Below are 21,864 nucleotides of genomic sequence, written 5' to 3'. Positions count from 1 at the left end.
TGTCAGCGTTTATCAAAGGTCGCAACAAGATCGTCTAGCGTTTGCGCACTGCTTGCTAAATCCTTTATTGCTTGCTCAGTGTCAATCTGCTCATGCATCACGGTATCGCTGATATCGCTAATTTGCTCAATATTGCGTCCGACATCAGCAACTACATTGCTTTGCTCCTCTGTGGCCGTCGCAATTAATGTTGCCATATCATTAATCTCATTAGCTGCATTGGTGATCGTGTTAAGCAACTCAACAGAGCTTTGCATGGCATTAACACTCAATTGAGCGCGTGATTTAGAATGATTTATATGTTCGACAACAAGATCGGATGTGCTTGTTAATTCACTGATCATCGTTTGGATTTCATTTGTCGATTGTGAGGTTCTGCTGGCAAGTGCGCGTACTTCATCTGCAACAACAGCAAAACCACGACCATGCTCACCAGCGCGAGCAGATTCAATCGCTGCGTTAAGCGCTAATAGGTTTGTTTGCTCAGAAATACCACGAATAGCATCAACAATGCTGGCAATTGCCTGCGTTTTGTTTGCAAGTTCGTTAACTTGTTCCGTAATGTTGTCGATGTCGTTTGCTAATTCAATTATTGCTTCTTTACTTTGGGTCACCTGCGTATGACTTTGTTCGGTACTGTGTTTACTGGTTTCTGTCAGTTTTGCTGTATTCGTGGCGCTGGAGGCAATTTCTTGTACCGTCGCGCCCATTTGATTAATTGCGGCAGCAACTGAAATTGTCTGTTCTTTTTGATTATCAAGCGCTTCAGAGTTCTTTTGGGCCTGCTTAAATACATGGGCCGCGCTTTGTCTTATTTCGCGACTTTCTTGCGCTACTTGCATGATGGCCGTTTCAATTTTTGAAATGAATTGGTTAAAGCCCGTGCTTAAGTTAGCCAGTTCAGGCTGCTCAGATTCTGGCAAACGGTATGCTAAGTTTGCATCACCAGAGCCTAAACGCATGAACAGCTCTGCCATTTTTGATAGAGGGGACGACAGTGTTTTTGCTAATAAGAAACCGGCGAAGCTGGCAACTAGCGCAATGACAATTGCAAAGCTGATTATCTGCCATTGTAACACTTGAATACTGGCAAATACCTCATTTTTGGGCACTTGAGCAATGACAAATAAATCGGTATTTTTAATTGGGCTGGCAGCAAGCAGTGTTGCTTCGCCATTCAGGTCGAGTTCGTGTAAATTAAAATCTTGATTGGTTAGTAAAGAGTCTGTAATACCTGGCTGGTACACCGAATCTAGTTTTGCCTTAGCCACTTTACTGGCATCTTTATGTAATTGAATTAAGCCATTTTTATCTGCTATGAACACAAACCCAGTTTCTTCAATCTTAAACCTTTGTAGCATGGCTTGCATGTCATCAATGCTTTTTGCCAATCCTGCAAGACCAATACCATTGGTTTGCTGGTGGTTGACAAACATTTTTACATCAGTGGGCGACTCTTGATAAATACTGATAGAAAAAGGCACTGATGATTGCGTGAAGGCAAAAAACCAACTGTCTTGCTCTTTTGTAAGCACACGTAAAAAACCGTCTTGATTCCAATATTGTGCAGTTTCACGATTGGCCCATGATGCCGTGGCTAAATCATACTGTTTAACAAGGCGGTTGAGCTCTTTGAGCAGCGTATTATCGTTATTATTTCCTGAGCGAGCCCATTCTAAAACGAACTCGTTGCTAGAAAGCTGTTCTGCAGCGCTGATCATTTGGTTTATATCGTGGGTGATATAGTTATCAATTGCTTGCAATTTACTTGGCAGTTCAGATTCAATCATACGGTGTTCGATGATTTTTTTTGCACTGTAAAGGGCTGTTGCACCGATAAGTGCTGCAACGATAAGAGCAATAGAACTGCCTAGTAGAGTTATTTTTTTGGTAATGGTAAGTTGATTTAACGCCATGAAAGTGTCTTAGTTTACAACAAATAAGAGAGTAATTTTAGCATACACTTTGCAGATGACGAATAAATGTAGGGACAAAAAAAAAGCCCAAAGCATATGCAATTGGGCTTTGTTTCTAACAAGCGAAACTTACTTTCCAGGGTTAAACAATTTTCTTCATTGCTGACATGTAACCGCGTAGTTTACTGCCTACCACTTCCACAGGGTGCTCTCGAAGTGCTTTATTCACAGCGATCAACGTTTGGTTATCAACCTGATTGCTGGTGCTATCAAGGCCTTTACCAATGACATCAGTATCAATGTTTTGCATAAAGTCTTTTAGCAGTGGTAAACACGCATGGTTGTATAAGTAACAGCCATATTCTGCGGTATCGGAAATAGTTCTGTTCATTTCAAAAAGTTTTTTACGCGCAATCGTATTAGCAATTAGTGGCGTTTCGTGCAGTGATTCATAGTAAGCCGATTCAGCAATGATGCCCGCTGCTGTCATGGTTTCAAATGCCAGTTCAACGCCTGCTTTTACCATTGCAACCATTAGAATACCTTGGTCGAAGAAGGTTTGTTCATTGATCTCTTCATCAGTATTTTGTTGCTTTTCGAATGCTGTTTCTGCTGTTTCTGCGCGCCATGCGAGTAATTTTGCATCATCTTCAGCCCAATCAGCCATCATGCCACGAGAAAACTCGCCGCTGATAATATCGTCCATGTGCTTATTATAAAGAGGGCGCATGATTGTTTTTAGCTGCTCGCTTAACTCAAATGCCTTTACTTTCGCAGGGTTCGATAAGCGGTCTAACATGTTTGTTACACCACCATATTTTAGTGCTTCGGTGATTACTTCCCAGCCGTATTGAATCAATTTAGAGGCATAACTAGGATCAATCCCTTTTTCAACCATTTTGTCAAAACACAGTAATGAGCCGGTTTGTAACATGCCGCATAAAATAGTTTGCTCACCCATTAGGTCTGACTTAACTTCAGCAATAAATGATGATTTTAGTACACCTGCGCGGTGGCCACCGGTGCCAGCCGCGTATGCTTTTGCTTGTGCTAGGCCATGTCCTTGCGGATCATTTTCAGGGTGAACAGCGATAAGCGTAGGGACACCAAAGCCGCGTTTGTACTCTTCGCGTACTTCAGAGCCTGGGCATTTAGGCGCTACCATAATGACCGTTAAATCTTCGCGAATTTGCATACCTTCTTCAACAATGTTGAAACCATGTGAATAGGCAAGGGTCGCGCCTTGTTTCATAAGTGGCATGATGGCATTCACAACGGATGTATGCTGCTTATCAGGTGTTAAGTTCAATACTACATCGGCAGTTGGGATAAGTTCTTCGTATGTACCAACAGTAAAACCGTTTTCAGATGCATTTAAGAATGATTGACGACGCTCAGCAATAGCCGACTCGCGCAATGTATATGAAACATCTAAACCTGAATCACGTAAATTTAAACCTTGGTTAAGACCTTGTGCGCCACAACCGACAATAACGAGTTTTTTCCCTTTTAAAGCGTCTACGCCATCAGTAAATTCTGATGGATCCATAAATTCACATTGCGCTAATTGCGCTAACTGCTCACGTAAAGGAAGGGTGTTGAAATAATTCGCCATTGTTAGTGTCCTATTAATACTAGTTTGTTAGAAAACAAAGAGTCGTTCTTTGTATGGGTTAACAGTATGCAATTTTAAACCTTGCGTAAAATGATATATTTGCATTAAAGTGTTTCATAAAATGAAATGGTGAAATTATGGATCACAAGCATCTGCATTACTTTTTAGCATTGGCGAAAACATTACACTTTGCGAGGGCCAGTGAGCTGTGCCATATCAGTGCTCCGACACTGAGCCGAAACATTAAGCAGCTTGAGGAGGAGGTTGGCGTCGTCTTGTTCAATCGAGATAATCGCACGGTTAAATTAACTCGAGAGGGTGAGTCTTTTATTGAATATGCTAACGCAACGTTAGCGAATTGGCACCGTTTCAAAGCGAATGTACAAGAGCCACAGCAGCATATATACGGTAATGTGAGTATTTATTGTTCGGTCACCGCCTCGTATAGTTTTTTACATCAGATATTAGAACAGCTACGGATGCAGCATCCCTATATTGAAATAACTTTAAATACGGGTGATCCAGCACTGGCTATTAATCGGGTTTTAGATGGTCATGAAGCCATGGCCATTGCAGCAAAACCTGCTAAGTTACCTGGGCAAATAGCATTCACCAGTATTGGTTACTCGCCTTTGGTACTCATTGCTCCTAAAATTGTGTGTCCTATTAGTGAGCAGCTTAAAGATGAAAATAATATTGCCTGGTCAAACCTTGAGTTTATCGTGGCAGAGCAGGGGTTATCTCGACAGCGTTTAGAGCAGTGGTGGCGTAAGAAAAGCATTCATGGTCGAATTTATGCGCAAGTAGCGGGGCATGAAGCCATGGTATCAATGGTGAGTTTGGGTTTAGGGGTGGCAATGGTGCCGAAGATCGTGCTCGACAACAGTCCGCTAAAAGATAAAGTTCAAATTATTAGTGATGCTGAACAAACTATTCCCGGTTTTGATATTGGTTTAGCGGTACTCAATAAAGAGCGGCATGACCCGGCACTGAATGCGATTTGGAGTATTGCGCAATCGTTAACTCAACAGGCAATCTAATACTTTTATGCTCGCTTATTTGGTTGGGTGTATGAGTTTGATTTGGTTCTTTTGGTTGTTCTATTTTTGTATAGGTATATTATTTTTTATAGTTATTTAGTATGGTTTTTTAAAAGTTTAACTCGTGGTTTGTACTGGTTTATGTCTGTTAAATTGCTTTTTTATTGATTTTTTTCAATGTGTTGCTACCGTAATTTAAAATAATAAAAATTCATGGCAACGACACATGGTATTGTCTGCTCAAGCCGATCATTCTTTAGGTTATTCTAGCCACTGTTTAAAGCTAGCCATTCCATTAATGGTGAAATATAAAATTCCCATAACGCCGCTTAATTATGCAATTTGGTATTGCTATGTTAGTGACAAGAACCATGATTTAAATAAAGAGCTGGATGGCTTTATTAGCAGATTTAATGGCTGTAGTTATGAGCAAGCTAACTACTTATTCAACAAGTACCTTTCAGCCAATGACCTATCCTTATTTTATCAGCTTTCGAATAGTTTTGATGATGTTGTAGGGCAAGTCCAACATGATTTAACTGCAGCGCTTAATCAATCAATGCAGTTTAATCAGGTATTGTATGCATGCAGGGGGAAGTTACACGATGCTGACATTAGTAAAGAAAGAGGCTTCGATAATGTACTTCACTGCGTTGAGCGTTTAACTAACGAATCAGCCGCATTACAAAATCGCACGCAAGATTTTCAAAACCAACTAGCCCTAGCATATGCAAAAATTATAACGCTAAAACAAGAGCTGATTGATTCAAAAAGAAAGGCTGACAAAGATACGCTCACTGGGCTTTTTAATCGCGGCAAATTTGATGAAGATATTACCGTTTTTTGTCAGCGTGATGATTTAGCCGAAATCGCTGTGCTAGTGATGGTCGATATTGACCACTTTAAAGTATTTAACGACACTTTTGGTCATCAAAAAGGTGATCAAGTCTTACGTGCTGTTGCGGTAAAATTACTGAAGTATATCGCAAGTGTTGGCCAAGTTTATCGTTATGGGGGAGAAGAGTTCTGTTTCACTGCGCAGTTTGCCAGCATCAGTGATATGACTAACTTTACTCAACAGCTGCGTTTAGCCATCACAAAATTACACATTAAAGATCCTGCTTCCACGACTATACTGGGTTATGTCACCGCAAGCTTTGGTGTTGCAATTAAATCAACAAATAGTCAACCAAATCAACTCATTAAAAAAGCTGATAAGGCACTTTATCTCGCTAAAAAGCACGGTCGTAATCGCATAGAAATTATTGAAGAGTAACAAAGTGACAGACTTACTGCGTATAAATGTATCAAATTTGTGAATAGTTGTAACTTGCTAAGGACAGTTTATTCACAACTTGGTAGTATGGTGTCATTGCATAATTCTCTTTGGTCGTAACAATAATAATGAAGTCTCAGACGATCAGGATGTGCGTAATCGTTTTTTCTGTGCTGCTTTTGCTTTCAAGTAAAGTCTATGCCGATGAATCAACACGCACTGAACGTGAAAGCCGTGTGGCTAGTCAAGAAATCGATATTAATCGCTGGCACGTAAGTGTTAATGCGGGTATTGGTGTCATGACGAACCCGCTACATGGTGGTAAAAATTTACCCTTAGTAGTGCTACCTGAAATAGCCTATTACAGCGAAAAGTGGTTTTTTGATAATGGCCGCCTCGGTTATTCTTTTCATGAAAGTGCTTCACACGTTGTTAATTTTGTGACCGAGTTTAATCCTGAAACTCGCTTTTTTATTGATTTTCATCCAAGTAATGTGTTTGCACTGCAAACATCAAATAGCTTCATGGTTGAATCAACGACCAGTGACGAACTCGTTGAGAAAAGGGCGACAATTGACGATGTACGTAAACGTCGTTGGGCACTTGATGCGGGCGTAAGCTACCACTACGTACGCGATAACCATATTTTATCTTTACAAGCTTTAGCTGATGTATCTGGGGTCTACCAAGGAATGCGAAGTGCATTACAATGGCAAGCACACTATCAAGTCGATGACCTTGAAATAATGCCGAGCGTGGGCATTTGGTACAAATCAGCCAAACTAAATGATTATTTTTATGGTTTATCTGCCGAAGAGTCTTCAAATGGGGTAATTGGTGTTGGCAGTAGCTGGCAACCTTATGCTAAAATCGACGCCCGTTGGCCTCTGAGTGAGACCAACTCTCTTCGTTTTCATTTAGCATATTACGACTACTCAGCCGTGGATGACAGTCCGCTTTTTGAACACACGTATTCAATGACTGCTTTTATAGGATTCAATCATATTTTTTAATATGAAGTATTTTGTTTTAAGTATGTGTGTGTTTGTTGCTGTTATTTGGGGGTTCCCGAGTCACGCACAAGCGACTCACTTAGCTATCTCACCTAAAGTGTGTGTTGTATTACAGCAGCATGATTTTTGCGATCTTCAGTTAAAAATAAGTTGGCAAGTGGCGCAGCCTGAAGATGTGTGTTTGTACCAAAATAATCAGCAAATTCAATGCTGGAAGAACACTCGAAAAGCGCAGTTACATCATAAAGCGCGTGTTCAGGTTGAAACAATATACTCCTTAATCAATCCGCACACGGGGAGTAAAATTGCAACAGCTAAAGTTGAAGTGCAAAGCACTGAAGCAAAAACAACGAGACGCAGATTACGCTCACCGTGGAGCTTATTTTAATTCAGGAGCAACCAATGGCAAAGATTTTACTTGTTGAAGATGATCTCGGTTTACAACAGTTAACACGGGACTATCTTCAGCATAACGGGTTGGATGTTGCGGTCCTTGAACGCGGCGATGAAGTGTTTGATTACCTTGAAAACAACCCGGTAGATTTAATGATTCTAGACGTTATGTTACCCGGTAAAGATGGCTTTAGTGTATGCCGTCAGGTACGGGATAAATATAGCCTACCGATTTTAATGCTGACTGCAAAAGGTGAAGACTTTGACCAAGTTATTGGTCTTGAGCTTGGTGCTGATGACTACGTCATTAAGCCGGCTGAGCCGCGTGTTTTACTTGCACGAATTAATGCATTACTTCGCCGTGGCCAAGCGACAAACAAAACCCCTGAAGAAATTACCTTTGGCGATTTAAGCATTGATAAAACCAGTCGCATTGTTACACTCAAAGGTAATGAAATTACACTTACGTCTCATGAATTTGAATTGCTTTGGTTATTAGCGTCAAATGCAGGTGAGGTGCTAAGTCGTGAGCATGTTCATCAACATATGATTGGTCGTCAGTACGATGGTTTAGACCGTACAGTTGACGTACGTGTATCACGGATCCGTAAAAAGCTGGGTGATAACAGTGATAAGCCTTATCGTATTAAAACGGTGTGGGGACAAGGTTATTTGTTCGTATCTGATGCATGGGAAATGTAAGTATTAATGGGGAAACTGTTTGCAAGCTTATACCTTTATATAATAGTTTCTTTGTTTCTGGTTAGTGGGGTCATTGAGCAACTTTGGCCCTATGAAGATACTCAACAACACATCGCCCTCGACCAAGAGTTTGGGAAATCTCTCTGGCTCTTAAGTCAAACAGAAGAGGGACTAGAAAAATTACAGCAAGCGTTTAATAGCGAACGCATTAACCGTAATGATGTCGCTCTACCTGAAGAATTAAACGCCAAGTTAAACGCTGATAAACACCTTTATCTTTTTAACCACCAGCAAGAAGTCATTTGGTACATAGCACTGAATGATAAGCAGTTGTTGCATGTGGGTCCTTTTTCAGTGTCCAATCCAAGTTTTAGCTCGGTTTGGCCTTACTTTCTATTATTAACCGTGATTGGTGTGCCTGTAGGCTTATGGAGTTTCTTACTGTGGCGCGACTTCAATAAGCTGACACTTGCTTGTGAGGCGGTCGGTGGCGCACAAGATTTTGAACTTCATGATGCGTCTAAATCATTTTTCTTACCAATCACCGATACCTTAAGCGCGATGCAAGAACGCATCCAATATTTGCTCGCAGCCCAACAAGAGCTTACTTCATCAGTTTCTCATGAGTTTAGAACGCCTTTAGCACGGTTAAAATTTGCGGTTGCTATGCTTGAAGAGCAAATAGAAAATGAAAAGTCATTCGATTACATCGATAACATGCAAGCAGACATTGCTGAGCTTGAAGCCTTAGTGTCAGAAATGCTTGAATATGCCCGCCTTGATTCCCATCAGCCAAGTTTAACGCGTCGCCCTTGTGATTTAACGGCATTGATTAATAGTGTTGTGAATAAACTAGAGTTTGCCACCGACATTGATGTGCAATTGAATGCGCCAGCAGAGCTCTACTACGAATGTGATGAGCACTTTATGGCACGCTGCATTCAAAATTTACTGGGGAATGCTCAAAAGTATGCAGCCCATAAAATTCAAGTGAGTTTGCAAGAATTTCCTGATTATATACAGCTCAATGTTGAAGATGATGGCCCAGGTATTGCCCCAAGTGAGTGGCAGAGTGTATTTAAGCCATTTACACGTTTAGATAAGAGTCGAGATAAAAAAACCGGTGGATTTGGTTTAGGTCTTGCTATCGTGGCAAAAATTGTAAGCTGGCATCAAGGGCAATCAGAACTGGGTAATTCTGAGCTGGGTGGGGCAAAATTTATTATTCGCCTCTATAAGCTAGACTATACTACTGTGCATTAATAGGTCATCATTTTGAGTGACTAAACCTAACGCTTGACGTCAGTTGTGTTAAAAACTTCTGGTTGGCGACTGCATGTGTAGGAAGTCGAACAGTGCAGGAGCAATTGCCAAGGCACCTCAATCATAAAGTATTACCTTCATTATTACACGGTTTTTTACGTCAGCATAACTCTCTTCGTTAAGCTAACGTGTAGTCACTCATTAGCAGACATAAAAAAAGCGCCTTAGGCGCTTTTTCTGTGGTTAAAACCAAAAATAAACAAGTAGCAAAGTAATAGACTACGTGCAAAAGTAAAAGTTCACGAAAATTGAAATTATTTTTCATCCAATAATGGCATCAGCATTTTCTCTAAACCATTGAGTTTTACTTCGTACATCATTGCTAGTTGCGCGCCAAGTTGTGTGTCTGGAAATCCTTGCTGTTTAAACCATACAAGATAGGGTTCAGGTAGCAATAAGAGGGGGCGACCAGCGTACTTTCCAAACGGCATTTTTGTATTTATCGCGAGCTTTAATTGGGCTGTATCCATTACTGTCTCAATTGGACTTATATTTATTATGAATGATACGGCAAATAGGAAAGAGAAAATAGGCTGTGACGGGCAAGAAACAGCCTATTTAGTGAGGGAGGTAGGCCCTCGGAATGACTACTGCAAAATAATACTGAATGCTAATGTAGTTGTTGGCGACTCTTTTTCGAAAACCCAAGCTGCTTGAGCCTCGTTACGATAGTCGGGTCGTCAATTCGCTCAGGTGTTTCACTGTCACGAAGAAAATGATCACGCGGAACTTGATAAACATCGAGCATCTTGTTGAATAGCACAGTTCTAATATCCATCGCTGTCATGCCATTTTGTTGTAACTCATCAAGCTGCTGTTGAATATCTACAAGTTTCCCGGAATGTGCATCATCCGTGTTTGCTAAAGATTCTCTGGTAAACTTATTTTTCATTTAAACAACCTTAAACAGTCTAACAGTAGTGCATAAATCATGACGTACGCAAGCAGACTGATAAACTTTTTTTGTGTTAAAAATAGATACTTAGCGTAGTATCTAAGCCCAGTTTACTCCTTTTTTGACAATGATTGCTAATTTGCATGTAAAGCTTTGTAAATAAGAATGACCTAGGGCAGGTACGTCAGGTATGGGGTTAATTTTTATGTCTAAGCAAGTCTATGAATATAATGAAAATAATTCTCAGTACCATAATTAGGTGCTGAGAATTATTTTTTACATCAAGAAAAAAGTTTTTGTTTTACATGTTCAGCAAAGCCACTACCGGCTTCTAAATAGAAGTTATAGGTTGAATCTACGCCCATATCTTCTAGTTCTTTTTGCTGATCTGGGTAGTTAGCAATAGCAGTAACTTGGCCTTGATAACCCGAGGCACGTAATTGTTCAAGGGCAAAAATATTCTGCATATGTTTTGGCATTGCAAGCATAACCATGCCCACATGAGAATGATTTACGCGTTGCCAAAAATCAGGGTCAGTCGCATCTGCTATGAGCACCCGTCGTCCACGCTTAATATGTTTTTCTACCACATCGGGCTTAATATCAATACCTGCAACGAGGTTAGGGTGTGTTTGACTAATCGTTTCGTACGCACCAGTGCCAATACGACCCATGCCAAAAATAACGATTTTTGTGTCATTTAGGTTTACTGGTAACTCTTCGGCAAGTCGCGTATCGCTTTCAAATTTGAGCAGCCAGTTTTCTAGTTTGACATAAATTTCGTTTGAACGTTTGTTTAAAGGAGACGCCAATATGAAGGTAACAGATACGGCAATAGCCATTACAGCAAGCCATTCACTGGTGATCATATTGCTACTTGCTGCAACAGCACACACAATTAACCCAAACTCACTGTAGTTAGAGAGGCTAAAAGCACTTAACAGTGAGGTACGCGCGCGTAGTTTAAAGAGATTAGTCAGTACATAATAAAGCGCCACTTTGATAGGTAATACAAATACAATCACCATAGCGACTAACACGGCATGGGTCGTTAGTTCTGCATTTAAGCCAATATTTAAGAAAAACCCGACAAGAAGAATATCTTTCAAATTAAGTAGTGATTTTGATAACTCACCGGCTTTCTTGTGCGACGCAAACATCATACCGATGATAAGCGCGCCTAAATCACCTTTAAGGCCTGCAAATTCAAATGCTTGATATCCAAGTACGAGTGCAAAGAAAAAACCAAATAAAGGCAATAGTTCACCGTGTTTTGAACGGTTGAGCACCCAAAACATAAGGGGGCGTAAAACAGGTAAGCCTATTAATAGTGCCAGTGCCCACATATTAGGTGCTTTGCCCGTACTAATGGCTAAGAAAATAACCGCGAAGATATCTTGCATCACTAAGATACCGATAGCGATTTTACCGTGTAGGCTTGCCATTTCTCCGCGCTCTTCAAGTACTTTAACTGCAAATACAGTACTTGAGAAACTAAATGCAAAGCCAACGAGTAAGGCACTTTGCCACGTGAGCTGATCAAAAAGGGGCAGTGCAAGCGCACCCAGCAATAGCATAAAAGCACTGAATAACGTGCTACTAAGCACAATGTGAATAGAGGCTGGTGCCCACACTTGGGGTTTTATTAAGTTAGAGACTTTCAGTTTTAGGCCGATGCTAAACAGAAGAAGTGTTACACCTAAGCTTGCGAGAGTATTGAGTAGTTCTGTTGTTTTGTAGCCATATAAGTTGAGGGCGAAGCCCGCCAACAAAAAACCAATAAGGGGAGGAAGCTTTAGCTGATAAACAGCAAAGCCACATACAAACGCGGTAGCAAAGTATATAAGTTCCATAATTCTTCTTTTGACTTCATTTGTTATGAGTGTAGCGAAATATTCTATATTGGAAAACACTAACGAATATAAAGAGTTTAAAAAATAAACACTTTTGCGTTATTTATTGATTAATGCGCCAAAAGTAACATTTTTTCGCTGACATTAGCTTTTAATTGTGGTTAAGATGCAGTAACGAAGGAATTTAAGCCAATTTGTTATAGAACCTGGCTTAAGGAGAAAAGATGTTTAAGAAAATCCTTGCATCAGTTGGTATTGGTGCAGCAAAAGTAGACACTGTACTAGAGACAGAACATTTACAACCCGGCCAAAAATTTAACGCTGTCATTGTGATTAAAGGCGGGGATGTTGAACAGGAAATCGCGGGCTTAGACTTAGCGTTAATGACGCGCGTGAAGGTACAAAGTGATGATGGAGATTACTTCACCAATCATATTATAGAAAAGTGGCGTATTAACGAGATTGGTACAATTGGTGCGGGTGAAGAAAAGCACATTCCTTTCGAGGCGCGTTTACATTCTGAAACGCCAATGACAGAGATCAACGCGGGTTATAATCAGTCGCATGTTTGGATTGAAACAGGCTTAGATATTGATATGGCACTTGACCCAACAGACCGTGATTCGCTCCATGTGTATCCGAATGATGCGGTAAGCACCTTAATGCAAGCAATGGACAAGCTTGGTTTTAATTTGGTGAAGGCTGATGTCGAAAAAGGGTACTTGCGAGCGCCTACCTTTCAATCACATTCAGGTTGCTATCAAGAACTAGAATACAGACCGAATAGCCGCAGTTTATTTGGATTACAAGAAATCGAATTGTCTTTTGTGCCTGAAGCCCATAAAACACATGTGTTGATTGAACTTGACCGTGCCTTTAGAGGCGATGGATATGTTGATTTAACCATTGAACATGATCATGTGAATTTATCGCAATTGTGTGATCAGCTTGAGCGATTGTTCGCATAATACGCCAAGCTAAAAACCTAGAAACCCAGCTTTGGCTGGGTTTTTTGTTATTAAAGGGAGAGTTATGTTTTCAATTAAGACTTATGGTGCGTTAAGCAAAGATGAGTTATTGAGTATACTTCGCGCCAGAGTGGATGTATTTGTGGTAGAGCAAACCTGTCCATACCCTGAAATAGACGATATTGATAACCATCAAGAAACGTTGCACTTGTGTTTATTTAAGGACAATAGGCTTGCGGCTTATGCTCGTTGTTACCCAAAAAGTACTGAATTGAGTGCATTTGGGCGGGTGTTAGTGACTGCTGATTTTCGCGGTCAAGGTCTGGCAAAACAGTTAGTGCAAACGGCCATTGATACTTGCCAGCAACATTGGCCTGAGCGAGCTATTACAATTGGCGCGCAATGCTATTTAGTCGATTTTTACCAACAGTTTGGTTTTAAGTGTGTGGGTGAAGATTACCTCGAAGATGGAATACCACACCAAGATATGTGTTTGCAGTAGCCACAGGGCTACTGCAAAATTTGTTAACTTAACAGTGAGTTTGCAAACACGAGTGCGATGGCAATGGGGCATACAAACTTGATATACCAAGGCCATACTTTCCAAAAAAAGCTATTGCCGGCTTCTGGGCAGCCCTGTTGAATCTCTTTTAGTAACGCACTGCGATGCCAAATCCAGCCAACAAAAATACAGCACATTAAGCCAAGCAGTGGTTGCGCTATTTTTGTGGTCAGTGTGATCACAAAGCCAAATAATGAGCCAAGGTTAAACACAATAGTAAAACTGACGAGCGCAATTAACCCGCCTATTAACCACGTTGCTTGCAGACGTTTCAGTGCAAAACGTTCAACAGCGTATGATACAGGCGCCTCAAGCATCGAGATTGACGATGTTAATGCCGCAATACTCATTAGTGCAAAAAAGGCGAAGCCGACAAAAATACCCACATAGCCCATGCTCGTGAATAGGGCCGGTAACACTTGGAATACCAATGTATCTTCAGAAAGCAGGGTGCCCTCAGCTGAGAAAATTTGCACACCTTGCGCTTGCGCAACATACATGGCTGGAATAATTAATAAACCCGCGACAAACGCAATAAATACATCAATCAACGTGACATAGGCGCCAAGTGAAACGAGGTTTTCTTTTTTACTTATATACGAGCCGTAAATGATCATTACGCTGGTGCCTAAAGACAGTGAAAAGAAGGCTTGTCCTAGCGCGTTGACTAACAACTCAGGGTTCAAAATAGACGAAAAATCAGGGACTAAATAAGCTTTAAGACCTTCAACAGCACCTTCTTGTGTCATTACGTAAATGATTAACATAAACAGAATACCCAGTAACGCAGGCATTAAGCGCTTTGACCATTTTTCAATCCCGTTTTCGACACCTTTTGAAATAATAGCAATCGTTAAAATAATAAACGCGGCGGTAAAAATGATGTTTCTTGAGAGTGACTGCTCACTTAGCCAGGTCTGGGCTTGCTCTTGCCCTGTTAATTGAGCAATGGGTTCAAGTGTTGCGCTTAACATCCATCCGGCAACAATGGCATAAAAACTGAGGATTAAGCCTGCACAGATAATGCCCCCAAACCCAACTAAAAACGCAAACTTCTTTTGCCACGCTTGATTGGTTACCTTACGCAAAGCGCTAACCGCATTTGCTTGACCATGACGTCCTATGACAAGCTCTGCCATTAACGCCGGATAGGCTAAACAAAATGCTAAAATTAAATAAGCAACTAAAAATGCGGCACCGCCATTACTTGCTGTTTGAGTGGGAAAACCCCAAATGTTTCCTAGGCCAACCGCAGAGCCTGCAGCTGCCATAATAAATCCAAAGCGAGAGCTGAACTCCCCGCGTGATGCGCTCATATTATTTTTACTTCTCTATTTGTGACGGCGCTGACAATCTACTTGAATTAACGCTAAATAAAAAGGGTTAATGACGGGCAATTTTGCTCTATGTCTTACCGTGTGTCGTGTCAGCGTAGATTTCAATCTATTGGGCGTAACAATACGAAAGAATTAACACAATTGAAACATTTTTAGGGGCTTTTATTCTGAATTGAAAGTGTAAAGCAAGCGCCACCGAGCTTTTTGCTCTTAGATACACTGATGGTTCCGTGGTGCCAATCTGCGACTTTGGCTGCGATTGCAAGGCCAAGCCCGTAACTTTCTCCATCACGGTTACGGTGAGTTTGTTCTTGGAAAAAGGGACTAAATACTTTATGCCAGTTTTGCTCATTGACCCCTGGTCCGTCATCTTCTACGTTTATCACCACGAGCTCTGGTGAGCAGTGCGCTGTAATGAGGATGTCTGAGTGTGCGAAATCGCATGCATTACTTAATAAATTTACAATTGCGCGAGCTAACCAATGAAGATCAGCGCAAATATATCCTGTCTTAATATCATGTTCTAAATGTAAAGCGCGTTGCTCTAACTTTGGCTCTACTTGATGGATTACAGTCAGTAAGTAACTGTGCAAATCTGATTCATTAAAAGTTAACTGGTTCGCTTTTTGTTCTAACGTTGCAAATGCGAGATAACTTTTTAGCATAGACTCCATTTGATCAAGGTCTTGTTCCATGCGTGCTAAATACTCAAGACGTTTTTCTTCATTTGGACAGTCTTGTGCGGCTTCTAAACCAAATCGTAAACAGGCAATAGGCGTGCGGATATCATGAGACAAGCTCGACGCCATTAATTTATTTTCGTCTAATAGCTTCTCAATTTGGCTCGCCATTCGGTTAAATGTCAGCTCAACATCTCGTATATACGTGAAATGAGACACATGAATACGGCTGCTTAAGTCTCCTTTAGCAAATCGTTTTGCCGCTTCATTTAATACTGTTAAGCGTTTTGCGAGAGGGGTAATAATAAAGCCCATAAAAACACACAAACCAGCATAAAATAAAAGCGTAAGTAACACGTCGTTGCCTTGGTCGTGTATAGGGTCTTTACCAAGGCGCATTTTTAGATGATGTGCTCCAAGAGAGGCTTCACTGTACAGTAAATAGTAACCTTGTTGATCTTCAAGAATTAAGCCGTTAGGTTGGGTTATTTGCTGCAGTAATGAATGAGGCAGTGCGAGAGATTGGGTTGGTCTATATTCAAGTTGCACATTAAAGTCGCTGTTTAACTGTTTTATCGCCCGTTCACGCTCGGTCGGGGCCATAGCAGCCAGTTGTTTAGCAAAGCCTTTAATCATTTGTGTTTGGTTATAAAACTCATCCTGTGGCGTATGAGTTTGCTGACTAAAGGCGTCAATTAGCCAGCCCAATACAATAATTGAGATAAGTGCGCTGCCAAGAAGAGAAATATAAAACTTTTTCACAGGTTTAAATCTATTGCCAAGCCGTGGCGACCAGTAGATAACCTCGTCCCCAAATTGTTTTTATTTTTTCGGGATGTTGAGGATCATCACTGAATTTTTTCCGCAATGATGAAATAAGCACATCAACACTACGGTCCAAACCGTCGTATTCTCGACCTTTTGTTGCTTTGAAAACGGCGTCTCTTGAGACAACTTGGCCGGCATTACTCGCAAGGTAGTGCAGTAATAAATATTCGGCACTTGATATATGAACTTCTTCATCATTAAAGTAAACCGTGCGAGAATCGGTATGAATCGCTAACTTGCCTACTGTAATAATACTCGATTCAGTGGCTGAGTCTTGTTTGTCAGACTGAGAACGAAGAGCCGCTTTAATACGGGCGAGTAATGCTCGAGGACGCACTGGTTTCATCATGTAATCACTGGCACCCACTTCTAGACCAATAACCTCATCCATTTCATCATCTCGGGCGGTCAGCATAATAATGGGGGCATGATAAAACTGCCTTAAGTCGCGACAAACGCTGATGCCATCTTGCCCCGGTAGCATAATATCCAGTAATACGAGGTCGGGCGGTGAGGTGCGAACTTGTTCAACAACGAGATCGCCACGCTGGCAAAGTGTGGTATTGTAACCTTGCTCTGTTAAGTATTCGGCTACCCAATTCGCCAAAGAAATATCATCTTCAACGAGTAAAATTGTTCCGTAATGCTCCATTATCTACTCCTAATAGTTATACCAATCCGCAAAATACTTAATCATTTTGAGTGATCAAACCAGTCGCTACCTGCGTTAAAAATTTCTGATTTAGAACAACTAAATAACTAAATTTTTGCCTTGTTATCAACGCGGTTTTATTGCCTCAAAATAGACCCACTTAATTAAGCGGAATGGTATTAGAATAGTCGCCAACGACGTTTTTTCTGACGGTTTTTATATACCCACTGTAACTGTATTTCAGTAGAGGCGACAATTTTTCCATTATCACTATTAATCAACTCAAATCCGACCGTTTCTGTAGAGTCAAACTCATACCTAAACAGCCCTTTGTGCTGCATAAGCCAGCATTGAATAATATGTTTGCTGTCGGAATTACGTAAACAGTAGTTTCCTATTTGCTGCTGTCGCCAAGAAACCTCAACATCAGCGTAACAATTTCGTCCTTCACGCAGTGCCACACAGGTATCAGGTATTGCAACAAGAGTATTACTATCGGCTGTCTGTTCTTGTGCATTGACGGGTGCAATGGGTAAGGCGAACAAAAAGTAGTATTTAAAAAACATAGCGCAGGCCTACCTTGGCTTTATGCTGATACTCTTGCGATATAATAGGGCTTTGATGAATGTCATTTGAAAACCAAGTTGATAACCAACCCGTTAAAAAGACCCAGTGCTGATTAAGCGGGTATTCCGCATGAAACTCAAAAATGAGACTGTATGATGTATCTGGGATATACAGAGGTCTGTCAGCGCGTGATTCGGGCTGCGAAATCCCAAAATAGTAATTGGTAAAGTCACTTGAGTAGGCACTCAGGCCAACACCTGAACGAAATTCCCAGTTTCGCCATGGAATGATCTGACTAAAAAATGAATTCATTACCCAGCCATTATGAGTGCCAGATACATCGTGTAAATATTCAAAAGAAATGTGTGAATTTTCAAAGCGGCGGGACAGGCGAAGACCAACATCAAAATCATAATTACGGCGTTTTATTCCCTCAAGTTCCGCGATAACATCGTCGCCGTAAAACGTTAAACCTGTTTCGTCAAACCCTGATTGAACATTCGTCCCGACAATATCAAGACCCCACTCAAATTTATCTATAATGCTGTAGCCAAGAGAAAGGCCACCACTTAATTGGCTTTGGTCGTAATCGAGGTAAAATTTCTCGTAAGAGACAGCAAGATGGATATCGGGCTCAAATCCATCATTATAGGAGTCCATGCCAACAAGGTATGAATCTTCAACATAATACCCAGCACCAATTCCCCAATCCCAGGCAAAACCTTGGCTTGGTTCGAGTGTATTGTCGGCATAATAACGATTACTTGCTTGGCTCGACGTGCTAAAAATGCATAAGTAGATAAATAAAAGGGCGCTGCAGGCTCGCAAGTTTGTCATCCTTGTTACTAATAAAAATAAGCTCGTACTAGGATATAGTATATTGTTAATGAGTTCCCGAAATCTGTAAAAAAATGTAGGGGTGTAATCAGGTGTGTTAAAAAGTGTGGCTTAAATTAAACGCTGCTTTCCTTGAGGGTAGTAGGTAAGAAAAGCAGCCACATTAACAGTGTGAGCGTTTATAGATGACTCACTGGACTTTAATTTTGTCGATTAAAATACTGGTGAGGTAGTATTGCATCATCGGTGTCAGCGCGCTTATCTCTGTACGATTACACGGGCCTTGTTCTTTCGTTAGAGCTGTCATACGTGAAATGGTTTGATAAGCAGGTATCTCAATGTTTTTGTTAATGCGCTCAATACGAGCTTGCTCAGTATTTTGCTCATGAATGAAACTGGCAACTTCGAGTTCATTTTTAATCATTTGCTGCTGTTCAAAGCTGTAAATAAGTGGCTCGCGGTGAAAGCTTGCGCTATCGATAGACGATTTTGCAAACCAAACTACATCACCGGTTTTTTTATGTGTTAAACGCATACTCACTTGTCCAAGCATTGTTGCACACTGCTTAGTTGGGAACTGAGCCGCGATATCATCGAATAAAGGAAATGGTTTTTGTGGTTTTACGAGTGTGTACTCAGTGTCAGCAATTAACTCTAAATCTAATTGATGGATTGAGAGCGTGTAATCCGCTTGACCTTCATCAACAACCTTTAATTGTTTTGCCACTAACGATTCAGAAATTTGTGAATATAGCGTATCTGTCACGCTCGTTTTGTCGGCAACAATCGTCACTGTTTGATTTTTACTGACAGTATGAGCCGGTAACTGTACAGACTTAACTTTAGGTGCTGCATGGTCTGTTTCATACTTTATTTGATAACGTTGGCTTTGTAGCAATGGCTTTTCTGGCATTACTAACAACGGAGCTGGTTCTGGTCTTAGGGCACAACCGGCTGAAATTAAAGTAAAAAGCAAAACGACAAGTAAGCGCATAAAAATAAGTCTACCCATGAAAAAGTTAAGATTGTACGCATTGTACGTTAGTCGAAGCAAAAGTTCATGATATTATGTTATGAGAAACTTCCGAAACAGATTAAAAAAATAAATAATGAAGTACTCAGCACCTATTATCATTTGTCTATTTTCATTTCTTTTACTGCTCTCTTTTAGCAGTCAGGCTGCAGGCAGCGGTTCACAATGGCAGACATTTTTAGACGATTACAATACGTACTTATCTCGAAAATTAAGAAGTAAAGGTATTCCAGGTGGAGCGCTTTCAATTGTCAAAGTCGGAGAAGATGATTTTGTGCGGGGGATAGGCCGCACAAAAATAGACAATGGCCGAAAGGTTGATAAACACACGCGTTTTCGTTTGGCATCCGTATCAAAAACTTTTGCAGGGTCATTAACCTCAAAACTTGCTGCGCAGGGGGAGTTTAATATCGATGATCCTCTGAGTAAGTTTATTCCTGAGTTTTCCAATACCGTTTATAAAGATGATTTAAAAATTTACCATATTTTAAGTCATTCAAGCGGCTTAGTGCCGAATGCGTATGATAATCTGATTGAATCGCGAATGAGTTACCCTGATATCGTCGAGCAACTGCTGAGCGTGCAACCAATATGTAAGCCGGGTGAATGTTACGGTTATCAAAATGTGATGTTTAGCTTAATTGACTCGGTGATTTTAAAGTCGACTCAAATGGACTACACGCATTGGATTTCTGAATATATCTTTGCCCCCCTTAAAATGGTCGATGCGAGTGTGGGTTATGATGGCATGGTCCGAGACGATAATTTTGCTCACCCTCATGTTCGTGGCCGAAAACGGTGGTATACATCTCGGTTAAAGAAAAATTACTACAAGGTTGCAGCTGCCGCAGGGGTTAATGCCAGCGCAAACGATATGGCTATTTGGCTTAACGCGCAGCTAGGTCAATACCCCGAAGTATTGCCTTTAGATGCACTAATCAAACAAACCCGACCGTATACACACACCAAAAAAGAGACGCGTCGAAGAGTGTGGCGCAGTCATGTTAAAGATGCATATTACGGGCTTGGATGGCGGGTATACAACTATGATGATGAAGTACTTTATTATCATAGTGGCTGGGTGCAAGGTTACCGAAGTGATTTAGTGGTGTTTCCTTATTTAAATATTGGTTTTAGCTTAGTACTCAATGCCGAGACAGGATTGATCAACGAATTAACCACCGAATTTATAAATCGGACGCTTAAGTTCGTTAGAGAGGATAAAACGCTTAAGTAATAAAATTTAGTTACAAAAAAGCCAGCGCAGAGCTGGCTTTTAGTTTATTGCATGACTTTGTTGCAATATTAGCCGCGAGGAAGCTGAATTTTTTTCTCTTCGCTTTGGCGATAAAGCACAATTGTATGACCAATTGTTTGTAATTTTTCTGCGCCGGTCTCGCGAACAATTGCATCAAAAATCAATGCTTTAGTCTCACGCTCGTCGGTAGGTACTTTTACTTTGATAAGCTCGTGAATATTAAGTGCGCTTTCGATTTCAACTAAAACGCCTTCTGTTAAACCGTTTGCACCAAGTAATACAACCGGTTTTAAACTGTGTGCTTGACCTTTTAAAAACTGCTTTTGTTTGTTCGATAATTTCATGATGTTACAAATTTTGCTGAATATGGCTTGAATTAAGGGTATTCTAACGCCATCTAGAGAATATTACTAATTAGTTACGTATTAATTTTATGGCAAACAAAAAACATTCAGCCAGTTCTAAGCGTTGGTTGAAGGAACATTTCGACGATCCTTATGTTCACGAAGCGCAAAAGAAAGGTTGGCGTTCTCGTGCGGTATTCAAATTAGACGAAATTCAAAATAAAGATAAATTAATTAAACCGGCTATGACAGTGGTTGACTTAGGGGCCGCACCTGGTAGCTGGTCTCAGTATTTAGCCGAAAAAGTAGGTGATAAAGGGCAGGTTATTGCCTGTGATATCTTACCGATGGATTCTTTAGCCGGTGTTGATTTTTTGCAAGGTGACTTCCGTGAAGAAGCTGTGCTTGATGCACTATTAACACGTATTGACGGTAAAAATGTTGATGTCGTTTTTTCTGATATGGCACCGAATATGAGTGGCAATACATCAGTTGATCAAGCTGGTAGTATGTATCTTGTCGAACTTGCGCTCGACATGTGTCATCAAGTTTTGAAGAAAAATGGCGCTTTTTGTGTCAAAGTATTCCAAGGAGAAGGATTTGATCAATACTTACAGGACGTACGTAATAGCTTTAAGGCGGTAAAAATTAGAAAGCCCGATGCTTCGCGTGCCCGTTCTCGGGAAGTTTATATAGTGGCGACAGGCTACAAACTGTAGTACAGTTGTGCTGCGTTAAGTTGAATTTAAATTAATTGGATACAAGAGGTTAA

At 40.7% G+C, this 21,864-nt stretch carries 22 protein-coding genes; 10 read left to right on the top strand and 12 right to left on the bottom strand.

From position 1 onward, the window contains the following. Positions 1–2: 2 nt before the first annotated feature. Both ACSSVW_RS08550 and ilvC read right to left on the bottom strand, forming a co-directional pair. On the bottom strand, positions 3–1,916 hold the full coding sequence (locus ACSSVW_RS08550) for a methyl-accepting chemotaxis protein (RefSeq protein ID WP_454179152.1): 1,914 nt from the start codon (positions 1,914–1,916) through the stop codon (positions 3–5). A gap of 142 nt (positions 1,917–2,058) precedes the next feature. Beyond that, positions 2,059–3,531, bottom strand: coding sequence for a ketol-acid reductoisomerase (gene ilvC, locus ACSSVW_RS08545; RefSeq protein WP_199524760.1), 1,473 nt, complete (start codon positions 3,529–3,531; stop codon positions 2,059–2,061). Positions 3,532–3,668: 137 nt separating this feature from the next. Here ilvC and ilvY point away from each other — a divergent pair, with 137 nt between their 5' ends. The 6 genes from ilvY to ACSSVW_RS08515 all read left to right on the top strand — a co-directional run bounded on the left by ilvY (position 3,669) and on the right by ACSSVW_RS08515 (position 9,218). Next, on the top strand, positions 3,669–4,571 hold the full coding sequence (gene ilvY, locus ACSSVW_RS08540) for an HTH-type transcriptional activator IlvY (protein WP_118844447.1): 903 nt from the start codon (positions 3,669–3,671) through the stop codon (positions 4,569–4,571). A 226-nt stretch (positions 4,572–4,797) separates the two neighbouring features. Beyond that, positions 4,798–5,847: a GGDEF domain-containing protein gene (locus ACSSVW_RS08535; RefSeq protein WP_454179151.1), complete on the top strand. Its 1,050-nt coding sequence runs from the start codon at positions 4,798–4,800 to the stop codon at positions 5,845–5,847. A gap of 149 nt (positions 5,848–5,996) precedes the next feature. Then, entirely contained in the window at positions 5,997–6,860 is an 864-nt protein-coding gene (locus ACSSVW_RS08530; protein WP_421418547.1) for a MipA/OmpV family protein, read from the top strand. Position 6,861: 1 nt separating this feature from the next. Continuing rightward, entirely contained in the window at positions 6,862–7,248 is a 387-nt protein-coding gene (locus ACSSVW_RS08525; RefSeq protein ID WP_421418546.1) for a DUF3019 domain-containing protein, read from the top strand. Between the two features lie 14 nt (positions 7,249–7,262). After that, the gene (locus tag ACSSVW_RS08520; protein ID WP_036967170.1) at positions 7,263–7,955 is read left to right on the top strand and encodes a response regulator; all 693 of its coding nucleotides are present in this window, start codon (positions 7,263–7,265) and stop codon (positions 7,953–7,955) included. A 6-nt stretch (positions 7,956–7,961) separates the two neighbouring features. Further along, on the top strand, positions 7,962–9,218 hold the full coding sequence (locus ACSSVW_RS08515) for an ATP-binding protein (protein ID WP_074989703.1): 1,257 nt from the start codon (positions 7,962–7,964) through the stop codon (positions 9,216–9,218). Positions 9,219–9,532: 314 nt separating this feature from the next. On the opposite strand, the gene ACSSVW_RS08510 is transcribed toward ACSSVW_RS08515, so the two are convergent. The 3 genes from ACSSVW_RS08510 to ACSSVW_RS08500 form a co-directional block, all read right to left on the bottom strand. After that, positions 9,533–9,748: a DUF3820 family protein gene (locus ACSSVW_RS08510; RefSeq protein WP_065978107.1), complete on the bottom strand. Its 216-nt coding sequence runs from the start codon at positions 9,746–9,748 to the stop codon at positions 9,533–9,535. 140 nt (positions 9,749–9,888) lie between these two features. Beyond that, positions 9,889–10,170 (bottom strand): hypothetical protein, encoded by a 282-nt coding sequence (locus ACSSVW_RS08505; protein WP_036967185.1) that lies wholly within the window; start codon positions 10,168–10,170, stop codon positions 9,889–9,891. A gap of 284 nt (positions 10,171–10,454) precedes the next feature. Continuing rightward, the gene (locus ACSSVW_RS08500; protein WP_036967189.1) at positions 10,455–12,026 is read right to left on the bottom strand and encodes a cation:proton antiporter family protein; all 1,572 of its coding nucleotides are present in this window, start codon (positions 12,024–12,026) and stop codon (positions 10,455–10,457) included. 224 nt (positions 12,027–12,250) lie between these two features. Between ACSSVW_RS08500 and ACSSVW_RS08495 the strand changes: the two genes are divergently transcribed. After that, the gene (locus tag ACSSVW_RS08495; protein ID WP_065978106.1) at positions 12,251–12,994 is read left to right on the top strand and encodes a sporulation protein; all 744 of its coding nucleotides are present in this window, start codon (positions 12,251–12,253) and stop codon (positions 12,992–12,994) included. Between the two features lie 64 nt (positions 12,995–13,058). After that, complete coding sequence (locus tag ACSSVW_RS08490) at positions 13,059–13,496, top strand: GNAT family N-acetyltransferase (RefSeq protein WP_454179150.1); 438 nt, start codon at positions 13,059–13,061, stop codon at positions 13,494–13,496. A gap of 23 nt (positions 13,497–13,519) precedes the next feature. Here ACSSVW_RS08490 and ACSSVW_RS08485 read toward each other — a convergent pair whose 3' ends face one another. The 6 genes from ACSSVW_RS08485 to ACSSVW_RS08460 form a co-directional block, all read right to left on the bottom strand. Beyond that, positions 13,520–14,872 carry a sodium-dependent transporter gene (locus ACSSVW_RS08485; protein WP_273008557.1) on the bottom strand — a complete coding sequence of 451 codons (1,353 nt, stop codon included), beginning with the start codon at positions 14,870–14,872 and terminating at the stop codon, positions 13,520–13,522. A 173-nt stretch (positions 14,873–15,045) separates the two neighbouring features. Beyond that, positions 15,046–16,335 (bottom strand): ATP-binding protein, encoded by a 1,290-nt coding sequence (locus ACSSVW_RS08480; protein ID WP_065978103.1) that lies wholly within the window; start codon positions 16,333–16,335, stop codon positions 15,046–15,048. A 10-nt stretch (positions 16,336–16,345) separates the two neighbouring features. Continuing rightward, positions 16,346–17,053, bottom strand: coding sequence for a response regulator transcription factor (locus ACSSVW_RS08475; RefSeq protein ID WP_036967204.1), 708 nt, complete (start codon positions 17,051–17,053; stop codon positions 16,346–16,348). Positions 17,054–17,232: 179 nt separating this feature from the next. Then, on the bottom strand, positions 17,233–17,619 hold the full coding sequence (locus ACSSVW_RS08470) for a DUF3019 domain-containing protein (RefSeq protein WP_036967206.1): 387 nt from the start codon (positions 17,617–17,619) through the stop codon (positions 17,233–17,235). Beyond that, positions 17,609–18,457, bottom strand: coding sequence for a MipA/OmpV family protein (locus ACSSVW_RS08465; RefSeq protein ID WP_075593715.1), 849 nt, complete (start codon positions 18,455–18,457; stop codon positions 17,609–17,611). The genes ACSSVW_RS08470 and ACSSVW_RS08465 overlap by 11 nt, the downstream gene beginning before the upstream one ends. 190 nt (positions 18,458–18,647) lie before the next feature. Beyond that, positions 18,648–19,451: a hypothetical protein gene (locus ACSSVW_RS08460; protein ID WP_454179149.1), complete on the bottom strand. Its 804-nt coding sequence runs from the start codon at positions 19,449–19,451 to the stop codon at positions 18,648–18,650. Between the two features lie 115 nt (positions 19,452–19,566). Here ACSSVW_RS08460 and ACSSVW_RS08455 point away from each other — a divergent pair, with 115 nt between their 5' ends. Next, positions 19,567–20,727, top strand: a complete 1,161-nt coding sequence (locus ACSSVW_RS08455) for a serine hydrolase domain-containing protein (RefSeq protein WP_036967213.1) — start codon at positions 19,567–19,569, stop codon at positions 20,725–20,727. Between the two features lie 68 nt (positions 20,728–20,795). Here the strand turns inward: ACSSVW_RS08455 and yhbY are convergent, their stop codons facing one another. Then, the gene (yhbY, locus tag ACSSVW_RS08450) at positions 20,796–21,092 is read right to left on the bottom strand and encodes a ribosome assembly RNA-binding protein YhbY (protein WP_036967216.1); all 297 of its coding nucleotides are present in this window, start codon (positions 21,090–21,092) and stop codon (positions 20,796–20,798) included. A gap of 89 nt (positions 21,093–21,181) precedes the next feature. Between yhbY and rlmE the strand changes: the two genes are divergently transcribed. After that, positions 21,182–21,811: a 23S rRNA (uridine(2552)-2'-O)-methyltransferase RlmE gene (rlmE, locus tag ACSSVW_RS08445; RefSeq protein WP_036967218.1), complete on the top strand. Its 630-nt coding sequence runs from the start codon at positions 21,182–21,184 to the stop codon at positions 21,809–21,811. The last annotated feature ends 53 nt before the right edge of the window (positions 21,812–21,864 follow it).

It is taken from the genome of Pseudoalteromonas sp. MBR-15 (assembly GCF_053628915.1).
Note: the sequence above shows the minus strand (reverse complement) of the source record. Positions and strands in the feature narration are given on the sequence as shown.